Here is a 21,136-nt window from a genome sequence, read left to right on the forward strand (position 1 = left end):
TAAGTGAGTACCTTTAAGACACTCCTTAAGATAAATTGTAGCCGTTTTTTATTAGATTATTAGAAGAACATAATGAATATCTACACAGATAAAAAAGTGGTCGCTGTTGGCGGTGGTCATGGCTTAGGTCGAATGCTGGCCGCATTACGAGATTTTGGCAGCAATGCAACTGGGATTGTTGCCACGACTGACAATGGTGGTTCAACAGGAAGAATTCGTCACTGCCAAGGAGGAATCGCTTGGGGAGACACACGTAACTGTATTAATCAGCTCATTACAGAGCCTTCGATCAGTTCTATGATGTTTGAATATCGCTTCAAAGGCACTGGCGAACTTGATGGTCATAATCTTGGTAATTTGATGCTTACTGCACTCGATAACTTATCGGTCAGACCTTTAGATGCCATTAATCTGATTCGCAATATGTTAAAAGTCGACGTTAACATCCTTCCTATGTCCGAACACCCTTCGGATCTTTCCGCGTTATCCGTAGATGGGAAGTGGGTTACGGGAGAAACAAATGTCGACGAAATGAAAGCAGACTTGCGACGTTTGGATCTTTCACCAGAAGTGCCTGCTACCAAAGAAGCCATCACAGCTTTGGCGGAAGCGGACGCGATTATTCTTGGCCCTGGCAGTTTTTTAACTAGTATCATGCCTCCTTTATTGCTGCCTGAACTCGGCAAAGCGATTGCAGCAAACACAAAAGCAAAAGTCATTTTTGTTGCTAACCTGAGTCCAGAATACGGCCCAGCAGGAAGAATGACGATGGCTCAAAAATTAGAATGGTGTGAACGTGCCTGCCAAGGAAGAAAAATAGACGTGGTTCTAACAGAGAAAACCGAGCAAGACGTCTTAAGTCAATGGAATGTAGTGACGGAGTCACTCGCCTCCTCTAACCGAGACTGGCGTCACGATAGAAACAAGCTCAAACTAGCGATTGAAAATCAGCTACAACTTTCTATCTAGGAGCACGTTACCTGACTAGCGCCCTCTTTTAAGTTGTTTATTGATAATGAAAACCCTTCTGTCATCGAAGGGTTTTAGTTCAGGCATCCAGTAAGAACAGATGTTTACTAAGAAAAATGGTTAATAGGAATAAATAGCTACTGTCGCCAAGAGCGATAAGCATCTCGAGTTTCGTGCAAAAGATCGAACATAACCTCTAACACCTCAGACTCCGCAGTTAACTCACCGGCTTTCGCTTTTTTGTCTATGGACATCGCCAGTTCACAAAGGCGATCTGCCCCAAAGCTCGCAGCACTACTTTTCAACGCGTGGCTGATTTCTTTTGAGTAAGCTAATCGCTCTGCCCCCTGTAGTTGGGATAAGTTCTCGATATAGGTATCCATTTCTCCTAGGAAGATATCGAACAGTACAGGTACGTTGTCACTGCCAATTTCCATCGACAGTTCATCTATTTTTTGCTGATTTAATACATTTACACTCATACTTTTTGCCGCTCTTCCTTGCCGTTCCATGCCTGTAACTTGCGGTAAATCGTCGACGGACTGACATCAAGGTATCCCGCCGCTCGAGGAATATTGCCATCACATGCTTCAATCGCTTGCTCGATTGCCATTTTTTCCGTCATCCATAATGGCATAATCTCAGATGCGGTCATCGCTTTCGGCTCAATTAATTTAGCCACAGACGACGGACGGTCAAGCGGTTGATTCAACGGTGGCGGTAACATGTCCAACGTAATCTCTTTACCGTTGTTTAGAACAACGATATTGCGTAGCACGTTTTGTAACTGACGAACGTTACCCGGCCACTCATAGCTGTTGAATCGCTCGATGACATCTGGCGCAAAACGTATGAAGCTTTTTCCTTCTTCGTGTGACATGTAACCTAGCAGTGAGTATGCAATTTCAATAACATCTTCGCCTCGTTCGCGTAAAGGCGGTAAATGCAAAGGAATGACATACAAACGATAGTACAAATCTTCACGGAATCGACCTTCTTGTACCTCTTTCCAGGGATCACGGTTAGTGGCACAAACAAAGCGCACATCCACGCTCTTCATTTTTGAGGAACCCACTTTTTGGAATGTGCCCGTTTGAATAAATCGTAGCAACTTGGTTTGTAAATCCAAGTCCATCTCACAAAGCTCATCTAGAAAAAGTGTGCCGCCATCCGCTAACTCAGCTGCCCCTTGACGATCATTCGCAGCGCCAGTAAAGGCCCCTTTTACGTGACCAAACAGTTCACTCTCAATCAAATCTTTTGGAATTGCAGCACAGTTAATTGCAATAAAAGGTTTGTCACCACGTTTACTTGCTGCGTGAATAGCCTCGGCACATACCTCTTTACCAGTTCCACTTTCACCTGTGATAAAAATACTCGCTTTACTGCTCGCCGCTGAATCTATCGTACGGTAAACCTGCTGCATGGTTTGGCTACTGCCGATAAACCCCTGATAGCTCTGATTGCCTGGATTATCGGCTTCATTTTTTAGCTTGGTCGCTTTACGAATTGCATTGTTAACCGTGACACGTAAACGGTCTGCTTCACACGGTTTAATTAGAAAGTCTTGTGAGCCATGACGCATGGCCTCGACAGCGGTATCGATAGAACCGTGAGCGTTCATAAAAATTATAGGTACGTCGGGATGACTCTTTTTAACGGCATGTAAAACGTCCATCCCCGTCATATCTGGCAGACGGAGATCGAGTAAAATAAGATCTGGAATTCGATGATTTAGGCTCTCAATGGCATCCCTACCTGTGCCGACAATATTGATATCTATGCCAAGCGGTGTCAGGTATGAGCGGTACAGAGCCGCAACAGATGCGGTGTCCTCGACCATTAAAAGGTAACGAGACTTTGGGCCTTCGGGTTTTTGTTGCATAACCTAGCTATTATTTTGTTGTGTTTTAAACAATAATCGCATTACGCTTTGCATTTTGCAAATAACATTAGCTAAATTATGGGCAAAGGAAAAAATTCAAAAATAATATCAATTATTTAAAAAGTGGCACAAACCATGCTGTAACGATAGTGACCCCTCGGGTCACCTAGCCAACTGACGTTGTTAGTGAACGATATGTTCACAAAACAAGCCAATAGACCCGACTGCCTATTGGCTTCTTTTTTTACAAGCGACCTAAAATGCTTGGATAGTTAAATCGGTAAGTTTGTTCAACTATTTGCGATGAACTGCGCTCGTAGTTTTTCAATCTCGTCACGCTTTTGTGCCGCTAACTCAAATTCTAAATCTTGCGCATGCTGATACATCGCTGCCTCCAGTCGACTGATTTCTTTTTCTAGCTGCTGAGGGGACAGTGCCTCGTAAGTTTGCGAAGGCTCCGCCACTTTCGATAATGGTACCTGTTTAGTGTTACGCTGGCGTTTAGACTTAGTGATATCGCCAAGTTCCATGATGTCTTTGATATTTCGTTTGAGCGCTTGTGGCGAAATACCCATTTCTTCGTTGTACGCTTCCTGCTTCTCGCGACGACGGTTAGTTTCATCCATCGCCTTTTTCATTGAGTTGGTGATTCGGTCAGCGTATAAAATCGCCTTACCTTCGATGTTTCGCGCAGCACGACCAATGGTCTGAATGAGTGAGCGTTCAGACCGCAAGAAGCCCTCTTTATCCGCATCCAAAATTGCAACTAACGAGACCTCTGGCATATCCAGGCCCTCTCTCAATAAGTTTATTCCCACCAGCACGTCAAATTCCCCAAGACGAAGGTCACGGATAATTTCCACACGCTCAACAGTATCAATGTCTGAGTGTAAATAACGTACCTTAACATCATGTTCGTGAAGGTATTCGGTGAGATCTTCAGCCATTCGTTTGGTCAGTGTTGTAACCAGAACTCGTTCATCTTTAGCTGCGCGAATACGGATCTCAGACAATAGGTCGTCGACTTGGGTCGCTACTGGGCGAACTTCCAACTCAGGGTCAAGCAAGCCTGTTGGACGAACGACTTGATCCGCCACATCACCCGCCGATTTTTCTAGTTCGTAATTTCCGGGCGTAGCAGAGACGAAAATCGTTTGTGGCGCTAGTGCTTCAAACTCCTCAAACTTCAGTGGACGATTATCCAAAGCTGAAGGTAACCGGAAACCAAACTCCACCAGCGTTTCTTTACGCGAACGGTCACCTTTATACATGGCACCTATCTGCGGTACTGTCACGTGAGATTCATCGATGATCAACAAGCCATCATGAGGTAAGTAGTCAAACAGGGTTGGTGGCGGCTCACCTTCCGAGCGTCCACTGAGATAACGAGAATAGTTTTCGATACCGGAGCAAAAGCCCAACTCATTCATCATTTCGATATCGAATTGAGTGCGCTGGCTAATTCGCTGCTCTTCCAGTAGCTTGTTGTTATCTAGAAGCTGCTTTTTGCGCACTTCTAGTTCGACTTTAATATTTTCAATCGCTTCAAGAATGCGATCTCTTGGCGTCACATAGTGCGTCTTGGGATAGATGGTATAGCGCGGCAAGTCTCGTTGTTTGACCACGCCTGTCAATGGGTCGAACACACTGATGCAATCCACCTCATCGTCAAACATCTCAACGCGCACAGCGTCTTGGTCTGATTCAGCAGGGAATATATCAATCACCTCGCCACGGACACGGAACTGCCCTCGCTCAAAAGCAACATCATTGCGCGAGTATTGGAGCTCCGCTAGGCGACGAAGCATATCACGCTGATCAATCACATCTCCACGTCGCAAATGAAGCATCATTTGTAAGTAGGATTCCGGATCACCCAAACCATAGATAGCTGAAACCGATGCAACAATAATGGCATCTTTACGTTCTAGTAGTGCTTTTGTAGCAGACAAACGCATTTGTTCTATATGCGCGTTAACTGAAGCGTCTTTCTCTATAAAGGTATCCGTGGTCGGAACGTACGCTTCAGGTTGGTAGTAATCGTAGTAAGAAACAAAATACTCAACCGCATTATTAGGAAAGAATGACTTCATCTCACCATATAACTGAGCAGCAAGCGTTTTGTTTGGCGCAAGTAATATTGCAGGTCGTTGGGCTTGAGCAATCACATTCGCTAGTGTGAAGGTTTTACCTGAGCCTGTGACCCCCAACAAGGTTTGATGTGCTAGCCCAGCATCGAGCCCCTCAAGCAACTGATTGATCGCTCCTGGTTGATCGCCCGACGGCTGATAATCGGAGACCAATTCATAGACTTTACTCATACCCTTCCTCAATTTTACTGCGCTTTGGCTGTATATATATACACCTTAGCTAATGAAATCTACGTCTATCGAGAATTTAACCATCATTGTTAATAAATTTTCTTGTTTGTCTAGAATGCTATAGCCATACAAAAGTGACTCTGATATAGTACTTCGCCCTAGTTGAAGAGCTACACACATTCTTCACATTATAGTTTCCACAACTTTTCCCCAAAAATTAGCTTAAAACTTTCTTATCCCCAAAAGATTGATTTTTATCCACTTTGAATACCTTTTGATTAACATCGATAAATCTTTGTTTTATTTGCTTATTTTACGCATAATTCCTACTAAAAATTCATTAAATAAAAACTTAGTTGCATATCAATTTTCTTTACCCAGATCTCATCAACATACTTATCCACAAATTTAGTGGATAACTAACCTCGAGCCTTTACTGACAAGCCATACAGAAAAGTAAAGCCCTTAACTCAATATTTTTTGCTAAAAATGTATTTTTTTACTGTTGACAGTAGTTTGAGTGCTCGGTAAGATTCGTCCCGCTTTCAAGCAAAGCAATTCCTCCTTAGCTCAGTTGGTAGAGCGACGGACTGTTAATCCGCAGGTCGCTGGTTCGAGCCCAGCAGGAGGAGCCAGATTATAGAAAAGCCGTGTCGCAAGACACGGCTTTTTTTGTATCTTAATCGCCATGAAATCTAAGCCAATCTAGGCGTCATAAAATCACACCGAAATAAGTTCAAATTACAGAACTCATAACATTGTCATAGATAGTGTTCTCACAGCACCACACATTTAATTCTGTCTCTTTTCTAGCAAAAAATAATCATAACCAATTGAATGTATTATTAATGCAATTTAATCATTGAAAAAATGAAAAGCATTCATTTTACTCATACCAAATAAATCCATACGATTAAAAGGGTTAAGAATGGTTCCGTCCTACTCGTCGCCTCCATTCTAATTATCAATAACTTAGGGATTTACTTATGACTATTCCGACAACTGACATGCTAGATGCATGGGCTGGATTTACTGCTGGTGAATGGCAAAACTCTGTCAACACTCGTGACTTCATCCAAAAAAACTATACACCCTATGAGGGAGACGAGTCTTTCTTAGCCGAGGTTAGCGAATCCACTTCAGCATTATGGAACCAAGTGCTTGAAGGCATAAAACAAGAAAGCCGCACACACGCCCCTATTGATTTTGACACAGACTTGCCCTCAACAATCACTTCCCACGATGCAGGCTACATCAACAAAGATCTGGAAAAGATCGTTGGCTTACAAACTGATCAACCGCTAAAACGTGCAATCATCGCCAATGGCGGGATTCGCATGGTAAAAAACTCGTGCGAAGTTTATGGCCGCGAATTGGATCTAACGGTTGAAAAAATCTTCACTGAATACCGTAAAACTCACAACAAAGCGTGTTTCGACCTTTACACCAAAGAAATTCTAGCCTGTCGTAAATCCGGCATCATCACAGGCCTTCCTGATGCCTATGGCCGTGGTCGTATCATTGGTGACTATCGCCGTCTCGCCCTTTACGGTATCGACTTCTTAAAAGCAGACAAAAAAGAGCAATACAATTCGACACAGACTTTCCTAGAGCGCGGTGGCGATCTTGAGAAAACACTTCGTCTACGTGAAGAAATTGCAGACCAAGTTCAAGCGCTTGAAGACATTCGTCAAATGGGTCTGAAATACGGCATTGATATGTCGCTACCTGCAAAAACTGCACAAGAAGCGATCCAATTTACCTACTTTGGCTACCTAGCGGCGGTTAAATCGCAAAACGGCGCAGCAATGTCACTGGGCCGTACTTCGACTTTCCTAGACGTCTATCTAGAACGCGATATAGCAAACGGTTTGATTGATGAATCACAAGCGCAAGAAATGATTGACCACTTCATCATGAAGCTACGCATGGTTCGCTTCCTACGCACACCAGAATACGATTCATTGTTCTCTGGCGACCCAATCTGGGCAACCGAAGCCATGGCTGGTATGGGCGTTGATGGCCGTACGCTAGTATCTAAAACGACATTCCGGTACTTACATACACTACATACTATGGGCCCTGCTCCTGAGCCAAACATGACGATTCTTTGGTCAGAGCAATTACCTGAAGCGTTCAAACAATATGCTGCAAAAGTGTCGATTGATACCTCTTCGGTTCAATACGAAAACGACGATCTAATGCGTCCTGATTTCGACAATGACGACTACGCGATTGCCTGTTGTGTGAGCCCGCAGGTTGTTGGTCAGCACATGCAATTCTTTGGTGCACGTGCCAACCTTGCAAAAGCACTGCTTTACACCATCAATGGTGGTATCGATGAAAAATCGAAAGCGCAAGTGGGTCCGGTAGTGGACAAAGTTCAAGATGAAATTCTCGACTTTGACGCTTTGATGCCTCGTTTCGACAATATGTTGGAGTGGCTAGCAACGCAATACGTCACAGCGTTGAACATCATCCATTACTCACATGACCGTTACAGCTACGAAGCATCACTGATGGCATTGATGGATCGCGACGTGCACCGCACCATGGCGTGTGGTATTGCAGGTCTGTCTGTTGTCGCTGACTCTTTGGCGGCAATTAAATACGCGACCGTGAAACCTGTTCGTGATGAAGATGGCATCGCCGTTGATTTTGAAATCGAAGGTGATTATCCAAAATTTGGTAACAACGATGCCCGTGTTGATGACATCGCTTGTGATCTAGTTGAGCGCTTCATGAAGAAAATTCAGAAGATGCACACCTACCGCGAAGCAGTGCCAACTCAATCGATTTTAACAATCACATCTAACGTGGTTTACGGTAAAAAAACGGGTAATACACCTGATGGCCGTCTCGCAGGTATGCCTTTTGGACCGGGTGCAAACCCAATGCACGGTCGTGATGAAAAAGGGGCGGTTGCGTCTCTGGCATCGGTTTCTAAATTACCGTTTGCTTACGCTAAAGATGGTATTTCTTACACTTTCTCAATTGTGCCGAGCGCATTGGGTAAAGATGACTTGAGTCAGAAGAAGAACCTAGCTGCGCTAATGGATGGTTACTTCCATCACGAAGCAAGCAACGAGGGCATTGCGATTGAAGGTGGTCAACACCTTAACGTCAACGTTCTAGACCGAGAGATGTTATTGGATGCGGTTGAACATCCAGAGAAATACCCTCAGTTGACGATTCGAGTGTCTGGTTATGCGGTACGTTTTAACTCTCTAACGACAGAGCAACAGCAAGACGTCATCACTCGTACCTTCACGAATAAGATATAAACACAGTCCATCAAGCACTCAGAAAGTTTAAATAATTAGCTTGTAAATATGCATTGCCCGCCTCTCTTTTCTACCTGGGAGAGGCGGGCTTTTTTTAAAATCACACATTAGATGAAAATTAATAGGTAGTATCCTCTCGCTAACAATACATTCAGCAAACGATTCAATTTCTTATTGATTCATCAAAATAGATCAAATAGACGACTATTTTTCCATCGTGTATGTAAAACCACATCGTTCACTGGTTGTTATTGGTGTCACAAAACACGATAATATCAAGATCGGATTTTAAGAACGTAATAACTATGACCGAATATGTTTTGTTGTTGGTCGGCACTGTGCTGGTGAACAACTTTGTACTGGTGAAGTTTTTGGGCCTATGTCCTTTCATGGGCGTGTCCAAAAAACTGGAAACAGCAATAGGTATGGGCTTAGCGACAACTTTTGTGCTAACGCTCGCGTCAGTGTGTGCGTATTTAGTGGAAAGCTACATCCTTCGTCCACTGGGTATTGAGTACCTTCGAACCATGAGTTTTATTTTGGTGATAGCCGTTGTGGTGCAGTTCACCGAAATGGTTGTGCACAAAACCAGCCCGACGCTTTATCGCTTGCTTGGCATTTTCTTACCGCTGATCACAACAAACTGCGCAGTATTGGGCGTGGCACTTCTTAACATTAATGAAAACCATAACTTTATTGAATCGATCATCTACGGCTTCGGCGCCGCTGTTGGTTTCTCATTGGTGTTGATACTTTTTGCATCCATGCGAGAGCGCATAGCCGCCGCCGACGTTCCTGTGCCTTTTAAAGGTGCATCAATAGCAATGATTACAGCAGGTTTAATGTCACTCGCCTTTATGGGCTTTACAGGTTTGGTGAAGTAAGCGATGAGTACGATTTTAATTGCGATTATCGCGTTAGCGGTTCTGGCTGCGATTTTCGGCGCGATACTTGGTTTTGCTTCTATTCGCTTTAAAGTTGAAGCGGACCCTATTGTGGATCAAATCGACGCCATTTTACCGCAAACTCAATGCGGTCAATGTGGCTACCCTGGTTGCCGCCCTTATGCTGAAGCAATTGCAAATGGCGACCACATCAACAAATGTCCCCCTGGTGGTCAGGCAACAATCGAAAAGCTCGCCGACTTAATGGGTGTTGAGCCAGAAGAATCTGCGCACGATCTCGACAGCAAAATTCCAACCGTTGCGTTTATTCATGAAGACATGTGTATTGGCTGCACTAAGTGTATTCAGGCGTGTCCGGTGGATGCAATTGTAGGCGGAACAAAGGCGGTCCATACCGTAATCAAAGATGAATGTACGGGCTGTGACTTGTGTGTTGCCCCATGTCCGACTGATTGTATTGAAATGATTCCTGTGGCAACGACCACAGAAAGCTGGAAGTGGCAACTTCACTCCATTCCGGTACTTAACATTACGGATGCTGCCGACAATGCAGCGAACGTGAAAGATTCAATTAAGTAAGGTTTCACATGTTGTCTTTGATTGAACAAATTCGTACAGGCGCGCTTTGGGATTTCCCAGGTGGTGTGCATCCGGCAGAAAATAAAAAGCAGTCCAACAAAACTGAACTCGCTCATGCGGCTATCCCGTCAGAAATTGTATTGCCGCTAAAACAGCACATTGGTAAAGCGGGTAACCTACTGGTTGCCGAAGGTGACTACTTATTAAAAGGTCAGCCATTAACGCAATCGGAGACCGGCTTTACGGTTCCAGTGCATGCTCCAACATCAGGTACGCTCACCGCGATTGAGCCACGAACTGTCGCGCACCCTTCTGGGTTAAGTGAGTTGTGCGCAGTCATCACGCCTGATGGGAAAGATGCATGGTGTGAAAGAAACCCCGTCGCAGATTACCAACAAGAAACCCCTGACGCACTGATTGATATTATTCGTCTCGCTGGTATTTCTGGTATGGGTGGCGCAGGCTTCCCTACTGCAAAAAAAATCCAATCAGGTTTTGCTCGTACCGAGATTCTTATCGTTAATGCAGCAGAGTGCGAGCCATACATCACGTCTGATGACAAGCTCATGCAAGAACATGCCGAAGAGCTTATTCAAGGTATCGAAATTGTCGAACATATCCTGACACCAAAGCTCACGATTATTGGCATTGAAGACAACAAACCAGAAGCAATCAAAGCGCTAGAAGCTGCGGCTATAAACAAAGACATCGTTATTCGCGTTATCCCAACTAAATACCCTTCTGGCGGTGAAAAACAGCTGATCAAAATTTTAACCAATAAAGAAGTGCCAAGTGGCGCGATTCCAGCAGATATTGGTATTTTGGTCCAGAATGTTGGTTCTCTTTACGCTATAAAACGCGCAGTCATCGACGGTGAGCCGATGATAAAACGCATCGTGACTCTCACTGGTAAAACCTTCAAACAACCACGCAACGTTTGGGCATTATTAGGGACACCAGTACAAGCACTGTTGGATGAGTTTGGCTATAAAGCAGATAAGAAGTTACAGCGTTTAATTATGGGTGGGCCAATGATGGGCTTTACCCTTCCTCACTCCCAAGTGCCGATTACCAAGACAGCAAACTGTATCCTTGCTCCGACTCGTCGTGAGATCTCTCCGCACCAGTATGAGATGGAATGTATTCGCTGTAGCCAATGTGCAGAAGCGTGCCCTGCTTCGCTGCTGCCTCAACAACTGCAATGGCATGCAAAAGCTGAAGAGTATGACAAACTCGAAGAATTAAACTTAAAGGATTGTATCGAGTGCGGCGCTTGTGCGTTTGTATGTCCAAGTGAAATTCCGCTCGTACAGTACTACCGCCAAGCGAAAGCAGAAATTAGAACTAGAACACAAGAAGCGGAAGCTGCAGAGCGAGCAAAACTGCGTTTTGAAGAGAAAAAAGCGCGTATGGAACGCGAAAAAGCAGAACGTGAAAATCGCTTCAAGAAAGCTGCCGATCAGCGCCGTAAAGAGATGAAGTCTTCTGGCGGCGATGATGCGATAGCAGCAGCAATCGCACGAGTGAAAGCTCAAAAGACAGAAACCACAGAAAAAACAGAGCCAGCAGTAAAACCAGCCGTAGCGGCAGCCATTGCCAAAGCGAAGACGAAACAAGCGGCAGCAGCTAAAGCAGGCTCTAGTGAACCTGATAACTCAGAAATGGCAAAACTGCGCGAAGAGCGCAAACGTCTTGCTCGCGAACGGAAAGCGCAAAAAGAACAAGGCGAAACGCCAGACAATAACGCTGATGATAAAAAGTCGGCAGTTGCGGCCGCCATCGCCCGAGCTAAAGCGAAAAAAGCACAACAAGAAGATTCAACTGAATCTGTAGAATCGGAAACGTCTGCACAGCAAGACAGCGATCCGAAGAAAGCCGCGGTTGCTGCTGCCATTGCACGTGCCAAAGCACGTAAAGCGAAGCAAGCAGACTCAACTGAAGCGGAAGAAGCTGACGCACCTGCTGAGCAAACCGACGATCCGAAAAAAGCCGCAGTTGCCGCTGCAATTGCTCGAGCCAAAGCGCGCAAAGCTAAGCAAGCAGACTCAACCGAAGCGGAAGAAGCTGACGCACCTGCCGAGCAAACCGAAGACTCCGAAAAAAGCCGCCGTAGGCTGCTGCGATTGCACGTGCCAAAGCACGTAAAGCGAAGCAAGCAGACTCAACTGAAGCGGAAGAAGCTGAAGCACCTGCTGAGCAAACCGACGATCCGAAAAAAGCCGCCGTGGCTGCTGCGATTGCACGTGCCAAAGCGCGAAAAGCGAAGCAAGCAGACTCAACTGAAGCGGAAGAAGCTGACGCACCTGCCGAGCAAACCGACGATCCGAAAAAAGCCGCAGTTGCCGCTGCCATTGCACGTGCCAAAGCGCGCAAAGCGAAGCAAGAAACGCAAACAGAGCCTGTTGAAGAAGCAACCTCCGAAGAACCAGAAGTGGATCCGAAGAAAGCCGCGGTTGCCGCAGCAATTGCGCGCGCGAAGGCACGCAAAGCGCAACAAGAAGCTAATAAAAATAATACTGAGGAGAGCGAGTAGTGTCGTTTTTTATTGCCAGTTCACCGCATACCCACAGTCGTCGTAATACGCCAGACTTAATGAAATGGGTGGCACTTTGCGCACTTCCAGGTTTAGTAGCTCAAACCTACTTCTTTGGCTGGGGTACGCTGATTCAGCTGATTTTTGCCATTGCAGTCGCTGTATCCCTTGAAGCCTTAGTCATGATCTGTCGTAAACGCTCACCAATGAGAGCGCTACGTGATAACAGTGCAATAGTTACCGCTTGGTTGTTAGCCGTTGCTATACCACCATGGTCTCCGTGGTGGATTATGGTGATCGGGCTTATTTTTGCGATAGTAATCGCTAAACACCTCTATGGCGGCCTTGGACAAAACTTATTCAACCCTGCAATGGTCGCTTATGTGGTCTTGTTGATCTCTTTCCCAGTACAAATGACGAGTTGGAGTGCACCGACATCACTCATACCTGATCATGTAAATTTTGCAGATACACTCTCTTTAATTTTTACGGGCTATGATTACGACGGCTTATCACTTCAGCAAGTTCGCTCAGGAGTTGACGGCGTGACAATGGCGACACCACTTGATGCATTTAAGACTGGCATTCTTACAGGTGCCACTCCAAGCGAAGTAATGTCGCAGCCAATATTTGATGGCTTAGGTGGTATTGGTTGGCAATGGGTAAACCTTGCTTACCTTCTTGGCGGCATAGTCATGATCAAAAAGCGTATCATCCAATGGTATATTCCAGCAGGTTTCCTTGCGAGTCTGACTCTGTTTAGCCTAGTGTTCACGTTGCTGACGCCAGGGGAAACTGCGTCGCCAGTTTTACACTTGTTATCTGGTGCAACCATGCTTGGCGCATTCTTTATTGCAACCGATCCCGTTTCGGCGTCTACCACCGTCAAAGGACGTTTAATCTTCGGTGCGCTTATTGGTGCTTTGGTCTTTATCATTCGCAGTTGGGGCGGTTTCCCAGATGGTGTTGCATTTGCAGTGTTGCTTGCAAATATGTGTGTGCCACTGATCGATTACTACACCAAACCTAGAACTTACGGTCACTGAGGTAAACATGTTAACCGCTATTAGAAAAAATGGTCTGACACTCGCGATATTTGCATGTGCAACAACCGGATTAGTCGCCCTTACTCAGTACCTAACAAAAGACCAAATCAAGGTACAAGAGCAAAAACAATTACTTTCTGTTTTGAATCAAGTCATTCCAGAAAACATGCATGACAACGCACTCACGCAAGCTTGTACAATGGTCACGTCTCCAGATCTGGGGACATTACGTGCGATGCCAGCCTACCTCGCCACGAAGAATGGTGAACCAACAGCAATCGCAATAGAATCTATCGCGCCAGATGGCTACAATGGTGAGATAAAAGTAATTACTGGGATTGATAATCAGGGCAATATTTTGGGGACACGCGTCCTAAACCACCAAGAAACCCCTGGTCTGGGCGATAAAATCGATCTTCGTGTCACCGACTGGATCCTGAGCTTTACAGGAAAACAAGTCACGGAAAACAATTGGAATTCGTGGAAAGTTCGTAAAGATGGCGGCGATTTCGATCAATTTACTGGTGCAACGATCACGCCAAGAGCCGTCGTAAAAGTGGTGCGAAATACCGTTAACTACGTAAACCAATCTCGTGAAGACATTCTTAGCCAGCCGTTAGGCTGTGAAGGAGAGCAGTAATGAATGAGAATAAATTACTGATGAAAAACGGTATGTGGAGTAATAACCCCGCTCTCGTACAACTGCTGGGCTTATGTCCACTGCTAGCGGTTTCTTCCACGATAACCAATGCATTAGGTCTTGGTATTGCAACCTTACTTGTGCTAGTTGGATCCAACGTAACAGTTTCTCTTATTCGTAACTATGTGCCAAAAGAGATCCGTATACCTGTATTCGTTATGATCATTGCCTCACTCGTTACCTGCGTTCAGTTGTTAATGAATGCCTATGCGTACGGTTTATACCTGTCTCTAGGTATCTTTATTCCTCTGATTGTAACGAACTGCATTATTATTGGCCGAGCAGAAGCTTACGCGTCAAAAAATGATGTTGCACCCGCTGCGCTAGATGGTTTGTGGATGGGCCTTGGTATGACGAGCGTCTTGGTTGTTTTAGGTGCCATGCGCGAATTAATTGGTAATGGCACACTATTCGACGGAGCAGACCTTCTCCTAGGAGACTGGGCTTCAGCTCTACGGATCCAAGTTTTCCAATTTGACAATAGCTTCCTGTTAGCGCTTCTCCCACCTGGTGCATTTATCGGTGTTGGGCTGTTGATAGCGCTCAAAAATGTCATAGATAATTCAATTCAGGCACGTCAACCAAAAGAAGAAAAACCAACCATAGAACGTGCTCGCGTCACTAACGCATAACAAGATAAGGCTCTGTCATAGGAGCCTTTTTCATAAACCGCAGAGACGGTATTGGAAGTCAGCAATGAACAAAATAAAAAGAATCGAAATTCTTGAGCGATTACGAGAAAACAATCCGAATCCTCAAACTGAGCTTAACTGGAGCTCCCCTTTTGAGCTGCTAATCGCTGTATTACTATCAGCTCAAGCAACCGATGTAAGCGTCAATAAAGCCACCGACAAGCTTTTCCCTGTAGCGAATACACCTCAAAGCATTCTTGATTTGGGAGTCGATGGCTTAAAAGAATACATAAAGACCATCGGTTTGTTTAACTCAAAGGCAGAAAACACAATCAAGACTTGTAAGATCTTGTTGGAAAAACACAATGGTGAAGTTCCTGAAGATCGTGCAGCGTTAGAAGCGCTGCCAGGCGTAGGTCGCAAGACCGCAAACGTCGTGCTCAACACCGCTTTTGGTTGGCCAACTATTGCCGTCGATACGCACATTTATCGCGTGTCGAATCGCACTAAATTTGCGATGGGAAAAACGGTTGATGATGTCGAGCAGAAGCTATTAAAAGTTGTGCCAAAAGAGTTCAAACTCGATGTGCACCACTGGCTCATTCTTCATGGTCGTTATACGTGCGTAGCAAGAAAGCCTCGCTGCGGTAGCTGTATTATCGAAGATTTGTGCGAATATAAAGAGAAAGTATACCCAGATAGCTAACGCTATTTGTAAATCAAAGCTAGGAGCAAAAAATGTCAAACGGTCGAATTCTCCACACTATGCTTCGCGTAGGTGATCTAGACAAATCCATCAAGTTTTACACTGAAGTTATGGGCATGCAGCTGCTTCGTACTAACGAAAATAAAGAGTACGAATACACGCTAGCGTTTCTTGGTTATGGTGACGAATCCCAAGGTGCAGTGATCGAACTGACTTACAACTGGGGTAAAACTGAGTATGACTTAGGTACCGCTTTTGGTCATATCGCCATTGGTGTTGATGATATCTACACAACTTGCGACGCTATCAAAGCGGCGGGCGGTAATGTGACGCGTGAACCAGGTCCAGTAAAAGGCGGAAGCACGCACATTGCATTCGTAAAAGACCCAGATGGTTATATGATTGAGCTTATCCAAAACAAGCAAGCTTCAGCAGGTCTTGAAGGCTAAGCGGCACTTCTAATAATCACTTGTACTGCAAGTTGAACATCGATTACAGGCAGGTCTGCGATCTGCCTGTCCTTTTATAAACAAAACTCTTTACTTGATAATAGTTATCGTTTAGATTTGTCCGCAACTTCGATATGCGGGATTACGATAATGATCAGTGAATGGGAAAAACACACACTTCTAGCCGATACGGCACTTCAACTAGATGACCCTGTTCGCAGCATTCTTCATTACCAGCAAGCCCTAAGCCTGAGTGAAGATATCAGCGAATGTGTGGAAATTGAGGCGGACGAGCGATTATTAATTTCTGTGATTTCTTGTCATAACTTAGCTCAGTTCTGGCGTTGGGCTGGAGATACTGACTATGAACTCAAATACCTTCAACTGGCCTCTGAGAAAGTCTTAACACTTATCCCACAATGCCCAAATAAAGAGTGTGCAAGCTTTATCGACTCGATAGGATGCTGTACTAAGGCGTTGATAGACTTTATGAAGCGTCACCCTAATCCGGCTATTGCCAAACAGGTTGAAAAAATAGATACCGCAACCAATTGCGAAGTCATTGCCAAATTCCGCTTAAACTAACATTCAAATTATACAGTAGGAATCACCGAAAGGTGCTTGGCAAAATACCACTAAAATATTATTAACAACGTCAGTAAATCAAAAACGCCGAAGCTTTCTAGCTTCGGCGTTTTTATAAGCATCACACTTGGGTTCGCCCTAGAGATATCACGACTCGGCGGTTTTTGCTTTTCCTATTGGCGAACCGTTATCTGCAATAGGACGACGCTTGCCGTACCCTTGCACTTGAATTCGATCTTCCGGTAGCCCTAGAGACTGAAAGTAATCACGAAGTGACTCTGCACGTCGCTCTGATAAACTTTGACTCGCACTTTTACCATCGGTTGAATCTGTGTACGTCGCCACCAGCACGAGATCGATATCTTGATTATGTCGGATATAATCTGCAATTTGTGATAAACGCTTTTTAGAAGCCTTGGTTAACTGATCACCTTGTCTTTCGTAGTGCAAAATCGTAAAAGCAATGTCCTCGAAACTGTATTTCAATAAGTTGGAAATACAGTCGCTAAACGCGTTGTACTTGTTTTGAAATAGTACTGATGACAATGCGACTTCAATTCTCTGATCTCGGCTCTGCCAATCTTGGTAACTAAAAGTCGGATAACGGCCTTTTTCCAGCTCAGACAAAATGCCCCATGCTGTTTGCCCTCCGACATAACCATCAAACTGTTTAAAAAACTTTAGGTTTGTAATTCGATCGGCGTGTTCACCTGGTCGCCAAGGTGGCGGCATAGAAATGAGACTGACGTTACGTGTTTCTCCCATCGGACGACGCATTTTTAACTCAAAGTCTAAATTGATTTTTTTATTCGCACGAGATGAAAATACCGCATCTCCAAAGCTTGGAATGGGGTGTACAAGCTGACATTCTAATGGTGTATTGACCACCATTTCCCATTGAGATTGCTGTGGAGTTGCAGCATAACGTTTGCCCATCAAAGCGAAGCTGCTTGTGCTAAACAACGAAAATACAACACCACTGGTAATCAGCCATTTCTTCATCTAATACTGTCTCTTAAACGGCAGTCTGTTGCCGTCAAATTGCATCAATAAAACCACTTCAACGGGCATGCAAAAATCTCGCCAATATCGGAATATCTGTCACTCTGCCATTAATGTGAGCCATAGTGTTCCAATCACCTTAACCGCCACTTAGCGTTTTACTTCCTCATGTTTTATCGATTTACATGATGCAAAGTATGGCGAATAAACGTCTACATAATATGCAATACAAACTTATTGATTGGATGCAAAATAGAATTCCGGTTTTCTCTTAAATTGCGGTTTTTCTCATCGGTATAATCTGCAATAATGCAGCCTTCGTCACACAAAAATAAGCCAACATGACACTAGAAAATGAAGCTCTAACCTTGAAAAAACGCTTTCGTGGTTATTTCCCTGTGGTAGTAGACGTTGAGACCGCTGGTTTCAATGCTCAAACTGATGCACTTTTAGAAATCTGTGCCGTTACGTTGAAAATGGACGAACATGGCGTGTTGCATCCGGCCTCCACCATTCATTTTCATGTGGAACCATTTGAAGGCGCTAACTTAGAAAAAGAAGCGCTTGAATTCAATGGTATTCGTGACCCTTTCAGCCCTCTTCGAGGTGCTGTTTCTGAGCAAGAGGCGCTAAAGGAAATTTATAAGCTTATTCGCAAAGAACAAAAAGCCGCAGATTGCTCACGTGCAATTATGGTTGCTCATAACGCAGCATTCGACTTGGGTTTTGTAAATGCAGCAAATGAACGCTGTAAACTAAAAAGAGTCCCTTTTCATCCCTTTGCTACTTTTGATACGGCTACATTAAGTGGCCTTGCTTATGGCCAAACAGTTCTCGCTAAAGCATGCAAAACAGCCGGGATGGAATTTGATAACCGTGAAGCACACTCTGCGCTTTACGATACACAAAAAACAGCAGAATTATTCTGCGGTATTGTCAACAAATGGAAGGCCCTCGGCGGTTGGCCGCTTGTCGACGAAGAATAATAAGTAAACACAACATATTAGGAAAAGTATGAATCCTGTCGTTATATCAGTGTGCGTCATGCTCGTGTTAGCATTGATGCGCGTAAACGTGGTGGTTGCCCTCACGTTTAGTGCCATCGTAGGCGGCCTAGTCGCAGGCATGAGCCTTGGGGATACGGTTGCCGCATTTGAAAGTGGTCTAGGTGGCGGTGCAACTATCGCACTAAGCTACGCCATGTTAGGTACTTTCGCTGTTGCCATCTCGAAATCAGGCATCACGGATCTACTGGCCAAAAGTGTTATCAAGCGCTTAAATGGTAAAGAAAACTCGGCGTCAACTACCGGGTTAAAGTACGCCGTGCTGGTGGCATTAGTGCTTGTCACGATGTCATCTCAGAACGTAATTCCGGTCCATATCGCCTTTATTCCAATTTTGATTCCACCTCTTTTGGGCGTATTCGCGAAACTTAAGCTCGACCGACGTTTGGTCGCGTGTGTTCTTACCTTCGGTTTGATCACACCTTACATGATCTTACCTGTTGGTTTCGGCGGTATTTTCTTAAACAACATTCTATTAAAGAACCTACATGACAACGGTTTGGAAAACGTGGTTGCAAGCCAAGTCCCAACCGCCATGTTACTGCCGGGTGCAGGAATGCTGTTTGGTCTATTACTGGCTATCTTTGTTAGCTATCGTAAACCGCGTGTCTACAAAGAAACTGAGTTGACTGTCGTTGACGAAACCGATCATGTCATCAATAAAAAGCACATCTTGGTTGCGGCACTTGGTATTGTCGCTGCATTGGGTGTTCAGCTTTACACGGGTTCAATGATTATCGGTGCTCTAGCTGGCTTTATGGTGTTTACTTTCGGCGGCGTTATTGCATGGAAAGAGACACACGACGTGTTCACTAAAGGTGTACACATGATGGCAATGATTGGCTTCATCATGATTGCAGCGGCAGGTTTTGCAGCAGTAATGAAGCAAACTGGCGGTGTTGAAACACTAGTACAATCGCTATCAACCAGCATCGGTGACAATAAGCCTCTAGCTGCACTACTGATGCTGATCGTTGGTCTATTAGTAACAATGGGCATTGGTTCATCGTTCTCTACGATTCCAATCCTTGCAACTATCTATGTGCCTCTTGCGCTAGCATTCGGTTTCTCGCCGATGGCAACGATTGCACTGGTAGGTACTGCAGCGGCGTTAGGTGATGCAGGCTCTCCAGCTTCTGACTCTACATTAGGCCCTACATCTGGTCTAAATGCCGACGGTCAACATGAGCACATTTGGGAAACAGTCGTTCCAACCTTTATCCATTACAATATCCCTCTAATCATCTTTGGTTGGATTGCAGCAATGGTGCTTTAATACTATTGTTTGGATGGATATACATTTAGTTACGAAAAAGCCGCTCAATGAGCGGCTTTTTGTTATTCATAACTGTGGTTATTGCGCTGGCATATTGTCAATAATACGCTCACGAATCAGCTTCAAGGTTGGTTCTGTCGACAGGTAATCGATGGCAATCGGAAAATAAGCGTCGTTAATTTTAAGAACCAAGCTAGGGTAAGAGCTCACACCTAGGCTCTTTGCAAGGCTCAATTGATCTTCGAACACACCTTCTAAGAAAGAGCCATCCATGTCATTCTTGAATTGCTGAACATTCAAGCCAATTTCTCTCGCTAGTTGCAAGTGAGTGGCTTCTTCATGAGGAGGCATCGCACGTAAGTAATACGCATGCTGAATCGCTTCTAGCATCTGCTCATAAGAGTCTTGAAAGCCCGCTGCAATAACCGCACGACAAGATTGGTAAGTGCTTCTAACTGGCGTACAAAGCTTCCAGAAATCGTAGTTAAACTTAGTGCCTAACTGGCGCTCAATCTGCTTCCAAATACCTTCGAGTTTTTGTTGCATCTCGGGCGGCATCGGTAAATTAGTATCTGGCGCAAGACCACCAACCACATACTCAAACTGAATCACACCTGGCAGTTGCTGTTTTAGTTTATCCAGCGTTGGTTTGTAACCCCAACACCAACTGCACATTGGGTCATGCACGTAGTAAAGCTTTATATCCACTTTAATTTTTTAACCTATAAAATCAATTAGTTAAATGAAACAAGAATAATAAATGGCGATAAAGTGGCGACACATTTAAATCTTATTGCTTGGTTTCTGCTTAAGAGTTAACGAGTTTTGCTTGTAACCCTGATAACAATATAGGTCCAGCACTCACTCGTTCCCCTCTTCTTCATCAACACGTAAACAGCGGTTTTGTCCCGTTAACTGCACAGTGATTTTGACATCTAAGTTTAATTATACCGTCTCATAAATTGAAAAACTGCTTTATCTTAATAATTCGCTCTAAAGCCTTATCGAGTAAGGCTCTATGCCCTCTTAATCAGATCTTATCTTCGCTCACCTGATCATCTATATTTCTCACAAAATCCTGAACAACACTTATTTTTCATGCACTTACAAAAGCCACCTTGATCTTTCCAGATCATTAAAATTGGAATTTACTGAAAATATTTTCAATCTTTGAAATTTTCAAAACACTCTCAGTCTAGA

At 44.5% G+C, this 21,136-nt stretch carries 16 protein-coding genes, 1 tRNA gene and 2 pseudogenes; 14 read left to right on the plus strand and 5 right to left on the minus strand.

Annotation, left to right across the window (positions count from 1 at the left end; translation table 11 throughout):
- Window positions 1–72: 72 nt before the first annotated feature.
- Window positions 73–969 carry a YvcK family protein gene (locus N646_RS05605; protein WP_017821373.1) on the plus strand — a complete coding sequence of 299 codons (897 nt, stop codon included), beginning with the start codon at window positions 73–75 and terminating at the stop codon, window positions 967–969.
- A 137-nt stretch (window positions 970–1,106) separates the two neighbouring features.
- Here N646_RS05605 and luxU read toward each other — a convergent pair whose 3' ends face one another.
- The 3 genes from luxU to uvrB form a co-directional block, all read right to left on the minus strand.
- Window positions 1,107–1,451, minus strand: coding sequence for a quorum-sensing phosphorelay protein LuxU (gene luxU, locus N646_RS05610; RefSeq protein WP_005380770.1), 345 nt, complete (start codon window positions 1,449–1,451; stop codon window positions 1,107–1,109).
- The gene (luxO, locus tag N646_RS05615) at window positions 1,448–2,854 is read right to left on the minus strand and encodes a quorum-sensing sigma-54 dependent transcriptional regulator LuxO (protein WP_017821372.1); all 1,407 of its coding nucleotides are present in this window, start codon (window positions 2,852–2,854) and stop codon (window positions 1,448–1,450) included. Before luxO ends, luxU begins: the two co-directional genes overlap by 4 nt.
- A gap of 290 nt (window positions 2,855–3,144) precedes the next feature.
- Window positions 3,145–5,175: an excinuclease ABC subunit UvrB gene (gene uvrB / locus N646_RS05620; RefSeq protein WP_017636056.1), complete on the minus strand. Its 2,031-nt coding sequence runs from the start codon at window positions 5,173–5,175 to the stop codon at window positions 3,145–3,147.
- A gap of 559 nt (window positions 5,176–5,734) precedes the next feature.
- On the opposite strand from uvrB, the gene N646_RS05625 reads away from it, so the two are divergent.
- The 11 genes and pseudogenes from N646_RS05625 to N646_RS05675 all read left to right on the plus strand — a co-directional run bounded on the left by N646_RS05625 (window position 5,735) and on the right by N646_RS05675 (window position 16,594).
- Window positions 5,735–5,810 (plus strand) — tRNA-Asn (locus N646_RS05625).
- A gap of 351 nt (window positions 5,811–6,161) precedes the next feature.
- A complete protein-coding gene (pflB, locus tag N646_RS05630; protein WP_017821371.1) occupies window positions 6,162–8,459 on the plus strand; it encodes a formate C-acetyltransferase in 2,298 nt (765 codons plus the stop codon).
- Between the two features lie 305 nt (window positions 8,460–8,764).
- A complete protein-coding gene (rsxA, locus tag N646_RS05635; protein WP_005380762.1) occupies window positions 8,765–9,343 on the plus strand; it encodes an electron transport complex subunit RsxA in 579 nt (192 codons plus the stop codon).
- Between the two features lie 3 nt (window positions 9,344–9,346).
- On the plus strand, window positions 9,347–9,943 hold the full coding sequence (gene rsxB / locus N646_RS05640; protein WP_005380760.1) for an electron transport complex subunit RsxB: 597 nt from the start codon (window positions 9,347–9,349) through the stop codon (window positions 9,941–9,943).
- Between the two features lie 8 nt (window positions 9,944–9,951).
- Window positions 9,952–12,476 (plus strand): annotated as a pseudogene (gene rsxC / locus N646_RS05645) (electron transport complex subunit RsxC).
- On the plus strand, window positions 12,476–13,522 hold the full coding sequence (gene rsxD, locus N646_RS05650) for an electron transport complex subunit RsxD (RefSeq protein ID WP_017821193.1): 1,047 nt from the start codon (window positions 12,476–12,478) through the stop codon (window positions 13,520–13,522). Before rsxC ends, rsxD begins: the two are co-directional and overlap by 1 nt.
- 7 nt (window positions 13,523–13,529) lie before the next feature.
- Window positions 13,530–14,162: an electron transport complex subunit RsxG gene (gene rsxG / locus N646_RS05655; RefSeq protein ID WP_005380747.1), complete on the plus strand. Its 633-nt coding sequence runs from the start codon at window positions 13,530–13,532 to the stop codon at window positions 14,160–14,162.
- Complete coding sequence (locus N646_RS05660) at window positions 14,162–14,854, plus strand: electron transport complex subunit E (protein WP_005380745.1); 693 nt, start codon at window positions 14,162–14,164, stop codon at window positions 14,852–14,854. The genes rsxG and N646_RS05660 overlap by 1 nt, the downstream gene beginning before the upstream one ends.
- 64 nt (window positions 14,855–14,918) lie before the next feature.
- On the plus strand, window positions 14,919–15,560 hold the full coding sequence (gene nth / locus N646_RS05665) for an endonuclease III (protein ID WP_005380743.1): 642 nt from the start codon (window positions 14,919–14,921) through the stop codon (window positions 15,558–15,560).
- Window positions 15,561–15,592: 32 nt separating this feature from the next.
- Window positions 15,593–16,009 (plus strand): lactoylglutathione lyase, encoded by a 417-nt coding sequence (gloA, locus tag N646_RS05670; protein WP_005380739.1) that lies wholly within the window; start codon window positions 15,593–15,595, stop codon window positions 16,007–16,009.
- 150 nt (window positions 16,010–16,159) lie between these two features.
- A complete protein-coding gene (locus N646_RS05675) occupies window positions 16,160–16,594 on the plus strand; it encodes a DUF2753 domain-containing protein (RefSeq protein WP_005384886.1) in 435 nt (144 codons plus the stop codon).
- A 121-nt stretch (window positions 16,595–16,715) separates the two neighbouring features.
- Here the strand turns inward: N646_RS05675 and motY are convergent.
- Window positions 16,716–17,596 (minus strand): annotated as a pseudogene (motY, locus tag N646_RS05680) (flagellar protein MotY).
- A 341-nt stretch (window positions 17,597–17,937) separates the two neighbouring features.
- Here motY and rnt point away from each other — a divergent pair.
- Both rnt and N646_RS05690 read left to right on the plus strand, forming a co-directional pair.
- A complete protein-coding gene (gene rnt, locus N646_RS05685; RefSeq protein WP_005384888.1) occupies window positions 17,938–18,582 on the plus strand; it encodes a ribonuclease T in 645 nt (214 codons plus the stop codon).
- A 28-nt stretch (window positions 18,583–18,610) separates the two neighbouring features.
- Entirely contained in the window at window positions 18,611–19,936 is a 1,326-nt protein-coding gene (locus N646_RS05690) for a Na+/H+ antiporter family protein (protein ID WP_017821192.1), read from the plus strand.
- A gap of 78 nt (window positions 19,937–20,014) precedes the next feature.
- On the opposite strand, the gene N646_RS05695 is transcribed toward N646_RS05690, so the two are convergent.
- Window positions 20,015–20,644 carry a DsbA family protein gene (locus tag N646_RS05695; protein WP_017821191.1) on the minus strand — a complete coding sequence of 210 codons (630 nt, stop codon included), beginning with the start codon at window positions 20,642–20,644 and terminating at the stop codon, window positions 20,015–20,017.
- Between the last annotated feature and the right edge of the window lie 492 nt (window positions 20,645–21,136).

Source organism: Vibrio alginolyticus NBRC 15630 = ATCC 17749 (assembly GCF_000354175.2).
In the GTDB taxonomy this organism is placed as follows: domain Bacteria; phylum Pseudomonadota; class Gammaproteobacteria; order Enterobacterales; family Vibrionaceae; genus Vibrio; species Vibrio alginolyticus.